The 13,736-nt window shown below is 63.1% G+C and carries 13 protein-coding genes and 1 tRNA gene; 3 read left to right on the forward strand and 11 right to left on the reverse strand.

What is annotated here, in order from left to right:
* Positions 1-3: 3 nt before the first annotated feature.
* The 4 genes from M6E97_RS05245 to M6E97_RS05260 form a co-directional block, all read right to left on the reverse strand.
* Positions 4-831: a class I SAM-dependent methyltransferase gene (locus tag M6E97_RS05245; RefSeq protein ID WP_003090032.1), complete on the reverse strand. Its 828-nt coding sequence runs from the start codon at positions 829-831 to the stop codon at positions 4-6.
* A complete protein-coding gene (locus M6E97_RS05250) occupies positions 821-1,246 on the reverse strand; it encodes a DUF1641 domain-containing protein (protein WP_034005396.1) in 426 nt (141 codons plus the stop codon). Before M6E97_RS05250 ends, M6E97_RS05245 begins: the two co-directional genes overlap by 11 nt.
* Before the next feature lie 22 nt (positions 1,247-1,268).
* Entirely contained in the window at positions 1,269-2,456 is a 1,188-nt protein-coding gene (locus M6E97_RS05255) for an NAD(P)/FAD-dependent oxidoreductase (RefSeq protein ID WP_003090036.1), read from the reverse strand.
* Between the two features lie 192 nt (positions 2,457-2,648).
* The gene (locus M6E97_RS05260) at positions 2,649-2,858 is read right to left on the reverse strand and encodes a hypothetical protein (protein WP_003090037.1); all 210 of its coding nucleotides are present in this window, start codon (positions 2,856-2,858) and stop codon (positions 2,649-2,651) included.
* Positions 2,859-3,113: 255 nt separating this feature from the next.
* Between M6E97_RS05260 and M6E97_RS05265 the strand changes: the two genes are divergently transcribed.
* Complete coding sequence (locus tag M6E97_RS05265) at positions 3,114-4,877, forward strand: putative bifunctional diguanylate cyclase/phosphodiesterase (RefSeq protein WP_033938720.1); 1,764 nt, start codon at positions 3,114-3,116, stop codon at positions 4,875-4,877.
* Positions 4,878-4,935: 58 nt separating this feature from the next.
* Here M6E97_RS05265 and M6E97_RS05270 read toward each other — a convergent pair whose 3' ends face one another.
* The 5 genes from M6E97_RS05270 to M6E97_RS05290 all read right to left on the reverse strand — a co-directional run bounded on the left by M6E97_RS05270 (position 4,936) and on the right by M6E97_RS05290 (position 8,475).
* Positions 4,936-5,343: a hypothetical protein gene (locus M6E97_RS05270; protein ID WP_003108811.1), complete on the reverse strand. Its 408-nt coding sequence runs from the start codon at positions 5,341-5,343 to the stop codon at positions 4,936-4,938.
* 118 nt (positions 5,344-5,461) lie between these two features.
* The gene (locus M6E97_RS05275) at positions 5,462-5,803 is read right to left on the reverse strand and encodes a hypothetical protein (protein WP_003120049.1); all 342 of its coding nucleotides are present in this window, start codon (positions 5,801-5,803) and stop codon (positions 5,462-5,464) included.
* A 275-nt stretch (positions 5,804-6,078) separates the two neighbouring features.
* The gene (gene lecA / locus M6E97_RS05280) at positions 6,079-6,447 is read right to left on the reverse strand and encodes a PA-I galactophilic lectin (RefSeq protein WP_003102492.1); all 369 of its coding nucleotides are present in this window, start codon (positions 6,445-6,447) and stop codon (positions 6,079-6,081) included.
* Positions 6,448-6,862: 415 nt separating this feature from the next.
* A tRNA-Leu gene (locus M6E97_RS05285) sits at positions 6,863-6,949 on the reverse strand.
* Between the two features lie 113 nt (positions 6,950-7,062).
* Positions 7,063-8,475, reverse strand: a complete 1,413-nt coding sequence (locus tag M6E97_RS05290; protein ID WP_033938722.1) for an ATP-binding protein — start codon at positions 8,473-8,475, stop codon at positions 7,063-7,065.
* A 76-nt stretch (positions 8,476-8,551) separates the two neighbouring features.
* Here M6E97_RS05290 and M6E97_RS05295 point away from each other — a divergent pair, with 76 nt between their 5' ends.
* The gene (locus M6E97_RS05295; RefSeq protein WP_003090053.1) at positions 8,552-9,895 is read left to right on the forward strand and encodes an HD domain-containing phosphohydrolase; all 1,344 of its coding nucleotides are present in this window, start codon (positions 8,552-8,554) and stop codon (positions 9,893-9,895) included.
* Positions 9,896-9,905: 10 nt separating this feature from the next.
* On the opposite strand, the gene M6E97_RS05300 is transcribed toward M6E97_RS05295, so the two are convergent.
* Positions 9,906-11,513: a methyl-accepting chemotaxis protein gene (locus M6E97_RS05300; RefSeq protein ID WP_003090055.1), complete on the reverse strand. Its 1,608-nt coding sequence runs from the start codon at positions 11,511-11,513 to the stop codon at positions 9,906-9,908.
* 111 nt (positions 11,514-11,624) lie between these two features.
* Positions 11,625-12,773, reverse strand: coding sequence for an alkane 1-monooxygenase AlkB1 (gene alkB1 / locus M6E97_RS05305; RefSeq protein ID WP_003090058.1), 1,149 nt, complete (start codon positions 12,771-12,773; stop codon positions 11,625-11,627).
* Positions 12,774-13,119: 346 nt separating this feature from the next.
* On the opposite strand from alkB1, the gene M6E97_RS05310 reads away from it, so the two are divergent.
* Entirely contained in the window at positions 13,120-13,722 is a 603-nt protein-coding gene (locus M6E97_RS05310) for a nitroreductase family protein (RefSeq protein WP_003090061.1), read from the forward strand.
* Positions 13,723-13,736 lie beyond the last annotated feature (14 nt).

The following is a 13,736-nucleotide window of genomic DNA, read 5'->3' on the forward strand; positions in this document are numbered from 1 at the left end:
CGTTCAGCGGCCGAGACTGGCGACGATGAATACTCGGCGGAACGGGAACAGCGTTCGTCCATCCAGTTCCCGTGGATAGTGACGGTGCAGCAGTTCCAGGTAACGGTCGAGGAAGCGCCGACGCGCCTCCTCGTCCAGTTCGCCGAGCACCGGACGCAAGGCGGAGACCTTGATCCAATCGAAGATCGGGTCGTTGCCGTCCACCACTTGCAGGTACTCGGTCTCCCAGATGTCCAGCTCCGCCGTCAGCGGTGCCAGTAGCCGGTAGTAGTTGTCCAGCGACAGCACATTGCGCCGATGCAGCCTATAGCGCAACGCGGGGCTGCCCAGCGATGCACCGCCGGGGCCCGCACTGTCCAGCGCATCGAGCATCAGGCGATACCAGGAAGCATCGCGCCAGTTCGGCATGTGCGCCGCCAGGCAGCCTCCCGGAGCCAGTTGCCCCAGCAGGCGTGGCAGCAGCTTGCCGTGATCTTCGAGAAAGTGCAGTACCGCCGCTGCGAACAGCAGGCTGGCAGGGCGCTCGGCGCACCAGTGGCGCAGGTTGGCGCGTTCCCAACTGGCCTTGATCGGCAAGCGCGCGGCCTCCTCGAGCATCTCCACGGAGCTGTCCACGCCGTGCAGTTCGGCCAGCGGCCAGCGGCGGGCGAGCAATTCGGTGGCGATGCCGGTTCCGCAGCCAAGATCGTAGATCCGTTCCGGACAGCACAGCTCGATATGGTCCAGCAACTCGACCACCGGCCGCTGGCGCAATCGGGCGAACTGCATGTAGGCGGAAGGGTTCCAACGCGCCTCTAGATCCGCACGATCTCGGAGAAGGTCATGCACCATGGGCAACCTCCTGCTCCGCGGCGAGTTGGCACCCCAGGCTGCGCAAGCTACCCAGCACGAGAACCAGCCCGCGCCGGGTATCGGCGTCGCGCAACAACCGCAGCAGGTCTTTCAGGCTTGGCGGCTGCTCTCGGAGCAGCTCCGCCTTGGCCACGCGTACCGCGTTACCGACTGACCAACCGACACTGGTGACCTGCTCGAAGAGCTGCGCCAGCCTGTCCACCATGGCCGGGTCCAGCAGATCGACGATATCCGAAAGCAGTGACAGCAGATCCACCAGGTTGTCCAGGCGGTGGCCCTCGATCAGCGGCTGCAACTTGACGGCCAGGGCCTGGAGACTCTCGCGGGTCTGCTCGGGAAACAGGGTGGTATCGGCCTGCGCCTGCGACGCGTATGGCTGCTGATGGCTATCCATGTCGGCTCCTCCCCGTGCGGGGTCAAAGCATTCCACGGGCTACGGCCCAGTACAGGCCGCGATTGAAACCCTGGCGCAACAACCCGCCAAGCTTGGTCGGCGGGGTCGGCTTTACGTCGTGCCGATAGTCGTACCAGAGCGGCATTCCGGCGTTCAGGCCCATCTGCGCGACAGCCTGGACTCGTCCATCGTAGATCGCGCAGGGCTTACCGAGACGAATCTCGGCAGCGATGTTGCTGGCGACTACCGGCGCCTGGTTGTGACAGGCACCACCGGCCTTGCTCACCGGCAGATCGACGGTATCGCCCAGGGTATACACCCGGTCGACGCCATACACCTGCAAGGTTTCATGGTTCGTCGGCAACCAGCCTTCGTCGGCGGCGGCCTGGGACAGGCCGCACTCCCGGACCGCATCCACGGCGTGGATCGGCGGTGTCGCCATGAGCAAGTCGAACGGCTGCTCGTCGCCCTCCTCCGAATAGGCGATGCGCCGCTCCGGGTCGACCCTGGCCAGGGTAAAACCGCGCTGGAAACGGATGCCGCGTTGCTCGAACAGGCTCGGCAGGATTTCGCAGGTCGGTCGTTGCAGGAACAGACAGTTGCGCAGCAACTGGGCCGTGGTGGGATAGGTGTAGACGATCTCGACACGTTCGCGGACACCCCGGCGGCGCAAGTAGTCGTCGAGCATCAGGGTCGTCTCCACAGGCGCGATCCCGCACTGGTGGGGCACATTCGGCGTCCTCGGGAAGCTCACCGTGATGAATACCCGCCCCGACTCCAGGCTCGCCAGCCGCTCGGCCAACCGACGGGCCGGCTGGTACTGGTAGAAATGGTCGCCAGCCTCTTTCAGCCCCTCGATACGTTCCGGAGCCGGCACGCAACCCGTGGCGATCACCAGGTAGTCGTAGCCATGGCGCCTGCCGCTGCGGGTCTGCAGTTCCTGGCGGGGGAAATCGAAACGGTCGACCCGGTCGAGCTGGAACATCACTTCCGGCCGCAGCAGCGAGCGCTGCGGTCGTTTCAGATCTTCGAGGAAGAATTGCTCGAAGGCGACGTACATGAAGGCCGGCTTGTAGTAGTGATCCGGCGAGTCGGAAATCAGCAGTACCTGCACCTCGCCGCCGAGTATCTCCGGGTAGAGCCGGACGACCAGCAGGTTGGCGAGCATAGTGCCGCCCACTCCGCCCCCGACGATGACGATTCGTTGCATGACTTCTCCTTAACCCTGAGGAAGCCATGGGTATATCTAGATGAACCGGGGGATTAGGCAAGCACGGCTTCGCCACGGAAACAGGACAAATCCGGAAACCTCACCCAGTTCAAGCGCTTGCCTGCGAAGACCCGCCGCCTACCAGAACTGGCAGGGTAGAACGACGGGAATACAGCGCTGCCTCGCTGACGCCTAGCGCCTCGTTCGGGCGAGGGCCCGGAACGTATCGAACGCCAGCACCAGCACGAGCATCGGCATGAGCAACGGGACGAAGGCGGACATGGCGTCTTGGTAAGGCCGCCCCAGCCACCACAGGTAGAGGCTGGCTCCGCCGATCAGCAGGATGACGAGAAGGATGACGAACTTGCAGAGGCGCGAGGCGAAGGAGAACGTATCGGACATGTCTTTTCTCGGTGGAAGCATGTGCGACCGTTTTAGCGAGCGGTGGTGCCGGTCGATATAGGAAACGTCCGATTGGCAGGTAATCGGTTTCGCAGAGCTGGCGTCGGCGTCGAAGGCCCTACCGGCATGACCGCGATCAACCCCCATGCCCTTTCATCGCTGCAATCTGGGAAAGAGCCCGCGCTCCACGAAATAAAGGCACAATGACATCATTGATTGCCGATGCCCGACATCGCAGTAGCCCAGGAGTCCAGCATGGCAACCCCACCCTATCCCGCGAACGAGCATTCCAGGCAAGCCTACGTCGACCAACTCGGATTGCTGGAAGAAGGTGCGGACGAGGTATTCGAGGAAATCCTCGCCGCCGCTACGTCCTACTTCCAGACGCCCATCGCGCTCATTTCCATCCTCGACCACCAGCGCCAGTGGTTTCGCGCGAGCATCGGCCTCGATACCCGGCAGACGCCGCGACGGGATTCGTTCTGCGCCTACGCGATCCTGGGCAAGGGAGTCTTCGAGGTGGCCGACGCCACCCTCGACCCGCGCTTCCGGGACAATCCCTATGTGCAAGGCGAACCGCGCATCCGCTTCTACGCCGGGGCTCCGCTGGCCACCGCGGAGGGTCTCAACCTCGGCAGCCTCTGCGTCATCGACCGGGAACCACGCGGGCCGCTGTCCGAGCGCGACATCGCCATGCTCGAGCATTTCGCCCGCCTGGTGATGGCCCGTATCCATACGCTGCGCTCGACCAACTACATCGACGAGCCAACCGGCCTGTACAACCGTCTCCGCCTGCAGGAGGACGTTTCCCTGCGCCTGCAGCGCGACGGCGCCCTCACCGTGATCGCCGCCGACCTCCTGCCCCTCGCCCTGCTGAATACCATCATCCGTACGCTGGGCTATCCCTTTTCCAACGACCTCATGCTCGAGGCGCGCGACCGCATCCGCGCGGCACTGCCGGATTTCACCCTCTACAAGATCAGCCCGACGCGCTTCGGACTGCTCCTGCCACGGCAGCAACAGGAAGAAACCGAGTCGGTCTGCCTCCGCTTGCTGCGGGCCTTCGAAAGCCCCGTCGTATGTCGCGGGATCCCGATCAAGGCCATCGTGGGACTCGGCGTACTACCGCTTGCCGACGATCCCCTCGACGGCGACCAGGACTGGCTGCGCCTGGTGGTCAGCGCGGCCGACGACGCCCGCGACCGCGGTGTCGGCTGGGCCCGCTACAACCCGCCGCTGGACCAGGCCCAGCAGCGCGCCTTCACATTGCTGACCTCGCTGTCCCAGGCGATCGGAACCGAAGAAGGCTTCCATCTGGTGTATCAGCCGAAAATCGACCTGCCGACAGGCAGGTGCACGGGCGTGGAAGCGCTGCTGCGCTGGCGGCACCCGCAACTCGGCTTCGTCAGCCCCGCCGAATTCGTGCCCCTGGCGGAGAAAACCGCACTGATGCGCCCCCTCAGCGACTGGGTGCTGCGCCATGCCATGGCCAAACTGGCGCAATGGAACGCACGGAACATCCCGCTCAGGCTGGCGATCAACGTATCGGCATCGGACATGGAAGACAGCAGCTTCCTGGAAGAGGCCGTCAGACTCGCCAAAACCTACGACATCGACCTTTCCGCCCTCGAGCTGGAATTCACCGAAAGCGTCCTCATCCGCGACGCCTCGGCGGTCGGCTCGGTGCTGCTGCGTGCCCGGGAGCTTGGCATGGGCATCGCCGTGGACGACTTCGGCACCGGCTACAGCAACTGGACCTACCTGCGCGACCTGCCGGTCACCGCCATCAAGCTCGATCAATCATTCACCCGCGACCTCGCCGGCTCGCCGAAGGCGCAGAGCGTCACCCAGGCGGTGATCGGCCTGGCCAGCCAGTTGGGTTATCGGGTGGTCGCGGAAGGCATCGAGACCCACGACACCTTCCACCTGCTGCAGGCCTGGGGCTGCCACGAGGGCCAGGGCTATCTGATCGCCCAGCCGATGCTGCCGGAGCAACTGGAGGACTGGCTGCGGCGCTAGCCGACGCAGGCACGTGGAATGGGCCGTACCAGCATGCTCGCCAGCCTCGGCGCGTCGCTCAGGGACTGGCGAGCAAGGCCCAGACCAGATAGATCGAGTAAAGGGTCAGGAGTATCAGTGCCGACAGCACCGCCCTGCTGGCATGGCGCGCAGCCACCCAGCGGGAGTTGCGCCCGCAGCGCCAGACCACGACGAGGCTGAGGCACAGGTAGGCCAGCCTCACCAGCTCGACACCGATCATTCCCCACAAGGTCAGGGCCACCGCATGTTCGCCGGGAGCTTCCTGCATCAGCGGATCGACAATGGCCACCATCGCCTGCCTGGCGGCGACACTGAGCAATAAGAAACCCGCAGCGAAGAACAGCCAGAATGCCTTCCACAGCGGCTGCCCACCGGAAAGGAAACCTCCCGCAGTCAGCCTCTCGTCGGCCAGGTCCGCCTCTGGGGTCTTGTATGGGTGCTCCATGCCCTGGGTCCTCCCTGCAAACGGGCACCCTAGCACATCCCGATCCGCTCGCCTTCTTCAGCGGGCGGCAGACCGTCCGTTGCACCTCGCGATATTTCCAGCACTCGGCCGAGCGTCTCTAGCGCGGGCAGGAGACCTGCGTGCCTTCCACCTTGCGGATGTGATCGCGATAGGAGCCGGAAACCAGGATCGATTGCGTGCCGCCCTTCTCGCTGAGAATGCCATCGCAACTGTAATCGCAGCCAGCCTCGATGCTGAGGCATACGTCCTGTCCCTCGAAACGGTACAGGTTGGCAGGCCACCCCGTGCAATCGTACAGGCCTGCGCCAGGGCATTCGACGGCCTCGAGTCTTCCGGCAACGACGATGGTCGAACCTGCCATGTCCTTGAGTTCCTCCGCGGCGCCAGCGGCAATGGAGAAGAGAGCGGGAAATACAACCAGGGAAAGTCGGCAGGGCATCGGCTTCGGTACTGTCTACTATGTGGACGGAATTCTGAATCGGGTCAGGAATCGATATTCCCGTTCAGGCCGAAGCGTGTTGAAGCAGTTCCCCGCCCCCACTCGCTCGGTTTCCCACGACCGCGGCAGCCCCAGGAGTTCGATACCCTTGTCATTGGTAGTCGCAACTGCGAAGCGCTGCCTGTCCGTTCATAACGGCCACACGGGCAACTTCACTTTATTTGTATTTAAAAAAAGAGCCCATTCGGGCCCTTTTTTTTTTCAGAGACAAGTTATCAGGACTGATCCTTTCCAATATTGACGCTGAACGAGCCGGAGTTATTGCCATAGGTTCCGGGCACGTCGTTGTAGATAAGAGTGATTGCGCCCTGGACATTATTGGGTGCAACCCAACGGAACAACCCGGTATTGACCGGAATGGTTCCGCTGTTGCCAATCTTCATGACCAGCGCGCCACAAAACGCATCGTGGCAGATCAGCCCTTGGTCCGGATGCTCCCGATCGCCCTGCGGCCCCCATTTCTGGGTAGGTCCGTAACTGGCCCAACCGGCGGCGACGATGGTAATGACATCGCCCGGATTGTAGATAATCGACGTTACCTGCCCTGCTTCGTTATTAGCCAGAACCTCACCTTTCCAAGCCATGATTGATCTCCGATATATGAATTCCTGTTCATAAACGAAAGAGGCGAAAAACCCTGATTCGCGATCCTTCCCTGTCAGCAAAGCACAGCAGCGAGAAAGTACCGCCTATCAATTCATGCAGGAGAAAACACAATAATTCCGCCAGTGAATTGAATATATTCGGAAAGGAAATTAAAAAGCAGGAGCAGAAGATAACGACAAAAAAACAAACTTCCAAAGACAACTACTTCAAACTGAACAAACACTCCCGCTCGCCAGCCAGGGCGAACCCTATACGGAGCCGTACTAGAATGAAACGCCTCCAAGGCCGAGGAGGGAAAGAAGGCAACGTCGACTCGTTGACTGCCGCGCGATTGCGGGCCAGAAGAAAATCGGGGAAGGAGCGCAGAAGTCGGCTGAACGCCAGGAAACACGATGGTGCCCGGAGCCGGGGTCGAACCGGCACGGGGTTACCCCCGAGGGATTTTAAGTCCCTTGCGTCTACCGATTTCGCCATCCGGGCAGGATCTCGCTTCAAGTGAGCCGGCAATGGGAACCAAACCGGCATCCCAACCCGAGACCCACCCCAAACGGTAGATAAATCATTGTCTTACGTTACCTTAAGCGGCGCAACAGTTAATTTCCGTGGGCTCCGCCCAGGTTGCCAGGCGATTCCAGGGGAAGCACGATCCGGAAAGCGCTGCCGACTCCCGGCTGGCTGCGTACCTCGATGGTGCCGCCGTGTTTCTGGACGATGCCGTAGGAGAGTGACAACCCCAGGCCGGTCCCCTTGCCTACCGGCTTGGTGGTGAAGAACGGATCGAAGATGCGCGGCAGGATCTCGGGGGAGATACCCTGCCCCGAGTCTTCCACTTCGATCCAGGCATGCTCCAGGGTATGCCCCGTGCGAATCACGATGCGACCCCGCTCCGGCCCCATCGCCTGGGCCGCGTTCATCACCAGGTTCATCACCACCTGGTTGATCTGCGACGGCAGGCACTTCACCTCGGGCAGATCGCCGTATTCGCGGACCACGTCGGCCCGGTACTTCAGTTCGCTGGCGACGATATTGAGGGTCGACTCGATCCCCTGGTGCAGATCGGTCCACTGCCAGTCGTCCTCGGCGTCGACGCGGGAGAAGTTCTTCAGGTCCTGGACGATCTTGCGCACCCGCCCTATTCCCTCCCTGGATTCGCGCAGCAACACAGCGACATCTTCCTTGACGAAGGCCAGTTCGACCCGCTCACCGAGCTGCTCCAGGCGTCTTGCCAGCGCCTCGTCGCGGATCGCGGGGCGAGCCTCTTCATAGGCTTCAAGTACCTCCAGCAAACGCCTGACGTGCTCCTCCAGGGTGGTGTAGTTGGAGGAAACGTAGCTGATGGGGTTATTGATCTCATGGGCGACGCCGGCGGCCAGGTGGCCGATCGAGGCAAGCTTCTCCGTCTGCACCAGTTGGCTTTCCAGCTCCTTGCGCTCGCCGATCTCTTTCTCCAGCGCCTCCTTGGCCTGGCCGACTTCCTGGGTGATCTCCTGGATGGCAGCCTCCATCCGGCTCATCTGCAATTGGAGGTGAGCCGTCACGTTCCACTTGGCGCTGAGATTGCCGGCCATCTGGCGGACCTCCTGTCCCTGCAAAGGCAGGCCGAGGAGCAGCAGGCGCTCTTCCGCGGCCCACGGCGCCAATAGCGGAAAATCGGCGGGAGGCGCATGCACCACGACCTGCAAGCGGGAGTCGAGACGCCAGAACCGCTCGAGAACGGGAATATCCGCGCCTACCGACGACATCCCGAGAAACACCACGGCATACGGCGCATCGGCCTGGAGGGCCGAGCGTATCCGCCCCAATGCCTCCTCGGCGCTTCCCGCCGTATCCACCTGGTAGCCCCGCTCAGGCGCCACGGGAGGCGATTCGGCCCCTAGGGTTCCCTGCAACAACCCGCATACACGATCTCGATCCGCCTGCCGCTCATCGATCACCAGCAAGCGCCGGTTCCTGATGGGTAACGCCTCCATGATCCGCACCTCCGCTCGCCCTGCCGCCGCATGCATGCCCCTCGTCCAGGCCAGACTCGGACTATGCTTGCCTGAAGCACTCAGGCAAAACTCACCCGGTGGACAGACACTCATGAACGATAGCGCACCTCCTTCCAACGAGACGGAGATCCGCTTCAGCGTACTGCTGGTCGACGACGAGCCGCTGATCCTCAGCAGCCTGCGCCGGCTGCTACGCAACCAGCCCTACGACCTGTTGCTGGCGGAAAGCGGCGAACAGGCCCTGCAACTGCTGGAAAGCCGGCCCGTGGACCTGGTGGTGTCCGACGCCCGCATGCCGAACATGGACGGTGCCGCCCTGCTCGCGGAAATCCATCGCCGCTTCCCGGAAACCATTCGCATCCTGCTCACCGGCCATGCCGACCTGCCGACCATCGCCAAGGCCATCAACGAAGGGCGCATCCACCATTACCTGAGCAAGCCGTGGAACGACGACGAGTTGCTGCTGACCCTGCGCCAGTCGCTCGAATACCTGTATTCCGAGCGCGAGCGGCGGCGCCTGGAGCGACTTACCCAGGAGCAGAACGACCGCCTCCAGCAACTCAACGCCACGCTGGAAAAGCGCGTTCAGGCGCGCACCGCCGAACTGCAGCAGACCGCCGACATGCTCGACCTCGCCTATGAGGAGCTAAAGCGTAGCTACGTGGTCGGCACCGAGGTCTTCTCGCTGCTGGTCAACCAGCGCCTGCCCAAGGACAAGCAGACCAACCAGCAGATCATCGAACTGGTCCGCGCCTGCTGTGCCAGCGGTCTCGTCGACGAATCGGATGGTCGCGACCTGGCGATGGCCGCGGCGCTCTACAACATCGGCAAGCTGAGCTGGAACGACACCCTGCTCCGCTCGCCCTCGGACCTGCTCTATCACCACGACCGCGATCGTTTCCGCGGCTACCCGGAACTCAGCGAGTCGCTGCTGATGTCGCTGGAGCCGATGCAGGACGCCGCCCGCCTGATTCGCCATCACCAGGAGCACTGGGACGGCAGCGGCTATCCGGACCACCTCAAGGGCGAGTCCATCCCCCTGGGCTCGCGCCTCTTGAAGCTGGCGGTGGATTTCGTCGAGTTGCAGCGTGGGCTGATCCTCGAACGGCGCATGAATCGCGACGAAGCGCTGATCTACATCCGCAAGTACGCCGGCCGGCTGTACGACCCCGAGCTGATCGAACCGTTCATCCAGGTCTGCGCGACGACCCTTGCCGACGTCACCCTGGCCGATCCGCAAGTCCGTGCCCATGGCACCCGCGACCTGGTTCCGGGCATGGTGCTGGCGCGCAACCTCACCGCCAACAACGGCATGCTGCTGCTCAACGCGGGCAAGGTCCTGAACCTGGCGCTGATCGAGAAGCTGATCGCCTTCGAAGCGATCGAAGGCGCACGCTACACGCTGTTCGTGCGCCTCCCGGAGTCGACGACCTAGGCGGCCCCCGTCAGATCTTGAAGCGCTCCACCGACGAGCGCATGGTCGCCGCAACCTCGTTCAGGCGCCTGGCGGTGGCGGCCATCTCGTGCATCGCCTGGGTGTTCTGCTGCGAACGCTGGGCGATGAGCTCCACGCGCTGGGCGATTTCATCGCTGGCGCGCGACTGTTCGCGGATGGTCTGGGAAATTTCGTCGACCACCGACGCGGCATGACGGGTTCCATCGAGGATCTCGTTGATCGACACCCCTGCCTGGCGGGCGAACGACACCCCCTCGTTGACCCGGCTCACGCCGGCCTCCATGCTGTTGATCGCTTGCCCCGTGCTGGCGCGGATGCGCTCGATCATCGCGGTGATCTCCTGGGTCGACTGGGTGGTCCGCGCCGCCAGCCCGCGCACCTCGTCGGCGACCACGGCGAAACCGCGCCCGGCCTCTCCGGCCCGCGCCGCCTCGATGGCGGCGTTCAATGCCAGCAGGTTGGTCTGCTCGGCGATCCCCTTGATCACCTGGATGATCGAATGGATCTCGTCCGACGACTGGCCGAGAGCGGTGATGCTGGTGGAGGACTGGTTGACCACGTCGGCGATGCGGCTCATCCCTTCCACCACGTTGAGGATCACCTGTCCGCCACTGCTGGCCAGCTCCTCGGACTTGGCCGAGATCACCCTGGCGTTGTCGGCGTGGTCGGAAATCTGCGAGATATTGGTGATCATCTCTTCCATGCTCGCAGCCATGCTGGTGGCGCTGTCGGCCTGTTGGCTGGCGCCGTGGACGATCGACTGCGAGGTCTGGCCGATGGACTGGGAGGTGTCGTGGAGCTCTTCGCTTTCCTGGCGGATGATGGTGATCATCTGCCGCAGGTTCTCCTGCATCTCGCCCAACGCCCGCTGCAACTGGCCGGCCTCGTCATTGCTGTCGACGCCGATCGGCTCCTGCAGGTTGCCCTGGGCGATCACCCGGGCCGATGAGACCAGTTTGCGCAGCGGCTGCAGGACGGCGCGCAGCAACTGGCGACAGAGCTGTCCGAGGACCAGGCAGGCGACCAGGATGCCGCCCGCGAGCATCCAGGCGGAATAGCGCATACTGTCTTCGCGCGCCCGGTTGGTCTGCTCGACGTGTTTCTCGATCAGGCTGCTGAGCGCTTCGTTGCGCCCTTCCAGATCCTTGAAGGCCTGGACGAACTGCGGCAGCTCGGCCCGCGCCGCCACGGGATCGAGCAACGCCTTGCCGACGATGCTCTCGGCGGCGCCGATGTAGGCTTCCAGGTCGGGCCGCAACTCGACCAGCGCCTGGTGGATGGCGTCGTTGAGAGGCAGCCCCTGGTTCTGCTCGACTACCTTGCGAAACCACTGACTGTGCTCCTGCAGGTCCTCGCGGACCTGCTCGGCCGCCGCGCCGTCGCCGGGCTGGACCACGAACGCCGCCAGGACGTCGGCGCGCAAGGCGTCGTGCATCATGTCGCCTTCCATGTGGTTGCGCAGCGCATTGACGCTCAGCTCGTTCTCCGTCAGCGCCTTGCCCAACCGCAATTGCCCCCAGAAGCCGACCCCGCCGAGCAGCACCACAGCCACGATGCCGATGGCGCCCGAAGCGAGGATCCTCTGCCGAATGTTCATCCCTGGGCTCCTTTCCATGCGAGATATCGCTAAGGATAGCCAACCCCCGGCAAGGCGGAATTACCCGAACGAAGAGCTATCCGGGCACGGAGCGGGAGGCATCGGCGATGCTCAGGAGGCCGCCGGCCGCTCGCTCTGTTCGGCCGTCAACTGGAACTCTTCGCCCGCATAGTAGGCCCGTACCTTGGGATCCATGACCGCCCGCCACAGCGGCGGGATCAGCGCCAGCACCACCATCCCGGCGTAACCGCTGGGCATCTGCGGGCTATCGTCATAATGGCGGAGGGCCTGGTAGGGGCGTTTGGCGAAGGCATGATGGTCGGAATGCCGTTGCAGATGGAACAGGACCAGGTTGGTGAAGACGAAGTTGCTGTTCCAGGAGTGGGTATGGTTGGTCCGCTCGTAGCGCCCGTCCTCGCCCTTCCGCCGATGCAGGCCGTAGTGCTCGACGTAGTTGATGATTTCCAGCAGGGTCACCGCGACGAACGCCTGGCCAAGGAAGAAAACCATCCCCAGCCAGCCGAACGCCCAACCGAAACCGACCAGCAACGCCAGGCTCAGCAGGTACCACCAGATCAGTTCGTTCTGCCAGCCGAACACCGGCAGGCCCTTCTTGCGCAGCCGCACCGCTTCGAGGCGCCAGGCGTTGAGGAAGTTGTACTTGTAGGCATGCGGCAGGAACTGGTAGACCGACTGGCCGAAACGCGCCGACGAAGCGTCCTCCGGGGTGGACACATGCACATGGTGGCCGCGCACATGCTCGACCTTGAACCCCGCGTAGCACACGGCGGCCAGCAGGATGCCACCGGCAGCCTGCTCCAACGCCGAGTCCTTGTGGATCAGCTCATGGGCGACGACGATCCCCACCGCTCCCATCACCGTGCCCATCGAGAGGATCCAGCCCAACCGGCCGAGCCAGCCCCATTCCTGGAAAGCGACGAACACGCCAGCGGCCCAGACCAGCGTGCCGATGAGCACCGGCACCGTGGCCAGGGTCAGCAATACGTAGTAGCCCTGGCCGAGCAACTGCGGCGTCTGGGTTTCCTCGTCTGGGTTGGCCGGGTCACGACCGAACAGCATGTCCAGCAATGGCCCGATGCCGAATACCGCAATCACCAGGGAAAATGCCCAGAAGGCCGGATGCGCGCTGTCCTGGGCCATCCAGTAGTTGAACGGCATGGACAACGCCAGCAGCAGCCAGAGCCAATAGGCGTACTTCTTGATGGCCAGCATGGTGGTGGGAGAGAAATTTTCAAACATCGTGCGCTCCAGTTTTTGTCCGACAATCCTACAATCGAACCATCACCGAGCCGGGCCGCCGGGTCACCATCACTAAAGGTTGGCCGCCTCCCTGGCCTCCACCCTGCTTGACCTGAATCAACGGTCAGGTCCTCGCGGGTTTATGCCCATCGACTTTCTCGATATTCCGATTTCATCCGCACTCGCCATCCCTCGCTGTCGGCCTCGCTGGACTGCTGATACCCGGCTTTCCTGGGGAAACAGGACATCCATCGCATCAGTCGATAGGAATCACCGGTTATTTCCCATTGATCTCATCGAGGCCGTCGCTAATATCGAATCCAACTTCCAAACAAGGAGCCTCACGATGTCTGACGCATTCCTCTCCTCCATCAAGAACCGCCGCACCATCTACGCCCTGGACAAGCAACTGCCTATCTCCCAGGAGAAAGTCGTCGAACTGGTCAAGGAGGCCGTCTCGCACAGCCCTTCCGCGTTCAACTCGCAGACCTCGCGGGTGGTCGTGCTGTTCGGCGCCGAGCACGAGCAGTTCTGGAACATCGCCAAGGACGAGTTGAAGAAGATCGTTCCCGCCGACGCCTTCGCCGCCACCGAAACCAAGCTCAACTCCTTCGCTGCCGGTGCCGGCACCGTACTGTTCTTCGAAGACCAGACGGTAGTGCGCCAGCTTCAGGAGCAGTTCGCCCTCTACGCCGATAACTTCCCGGTGTGGTCGGAGCAGGCCAGCGGCATGGCTCAGTTCGCGGTCTGGACCGTCCTCGCCGAGCACAAGGTCGGCGCCAGCCTGCAGCACTACAACCCGCTGGTAGATGCCCAGACCCACAAGACCTGGAACCTGCCGGAAAGCTGGAAGCTGCGCGCACAGATGCCTTTCGGCGCCATCGCCGCCCCGGCGGGCGAGAAAGCCTTCATCGCCGAAAGCGAACGCTTCAAGGTCTTCGGCAACTGATCGGCCGAGATCGC

Source organism: Pseudomonas sp. B111, assembly GCF_026428275.1.
GTDB lineage: Bacteria > Pseudomonadota > Gammaproteobacteria > Pseudomonadales > Pseudomonadaceae > Pseudomonas > Pseudomonas aeruginosa.

What these genes read in the sequence shown, in the direction of transcription:
- M6E97_RS05245 (WP_003090032.1), bottom strand. Translation starts at nt 831, where the DNA reads ATGGTGCATGACCTTCTCCGAGATCGTGCGGATCTAGAGGCGCGTTGG.
- M6E97_RS05300 (WP_003090055.1), bottom strand. Translation starts at nt 11,513, where the DNA reads ATGAACATTCGGCAGAGGATCCTCGCTTCGGGCGCCATCGGCATCGTG.
- M6E97_RS05270 (WP_003108811.1), bottom strand. Translation starts at nt 5,343, where the DNA reads ATGGAGCACCCATACAAGACCCCAGAGGCGGACCTGGCCGACGAGAGG.
- M6E97_RS05255 (WP_003090036.1), bottom strand. Translation starts at nt 2,456, where the DNA reads ATGCAACGAATCGTCATCGTCGGGGGCGGAGTGGGCGGCACTATGCTC.
- M6E97_RS05310 (WP_003090061.1), top strand. Translation starts at nt 13,120, where the DNA reads ATGTCTGACGCATTCCTCTCCTCCATCAAGAACCGCCGCACCATCTAC.
- M6E97_RS05290 (WP_033938722.1), bottom strand. Translation starts at nt 8,475, where the DNA reads ATGCATGCGGCGGCAGGGCGAGCGGAGGTGCGGATCATGGAGGCGTTA.
- alkB1 (WP_003090058.1), bottom strand. Translation starts at nt 12,773, where the DNA reads ATGTTTGAAAATTTCTCTCCCACCACCATGCTGGCCATCAAGAAGTAC.
- M6E97_RS05295 (WP_003090053.1), top strand. Translation starts at nt 8,552, where the DNA reads ATGAACGATAGCGCACCTCCTTCCAACGAGACGGAGATCCGCTTCAGC.
- lecA (WP_003102492.1), bottom strand. Translation starts at nt 6,447, where the DNA reads ATGGCTTGGAAAGGTGAGGTTCTGGCTAATAACGAAGCAGGGCAGGTA.
- M6E97_RS05260 (WP_003090037.1), bottom strand. Translation starts at nt 2,858, where the DNA reads ATGTCCGATACGTTCTCCTTCGCCTCGCGCCTCTGCAAGTTCGTCATC.
- M6E97_RS05275 (WP_003120049.1), bottom strand. Translation starts at nt 5,803, where the DNA reads ATGCCCTGCCGACTTTCCCTGGTTGTATTTCCCGCTCTCTTCTCCATT.
- M6E97_RS05250 (WP_034005396.1), bottom strand. Translation starts at nt 1,246, where the DNA reads ATGGATAGCCATCAGCAGCCATACGCGTCGCAGGCGCAGGCCGATACC.
- M6E97_RS05265 (WP_033938720.1), top strand. Translation starts at nt 3,114, where the DNA reads ATGGCAACCCCACCCTATCCCGCGAACGAGCATTCCAGGCAAGCCTAC.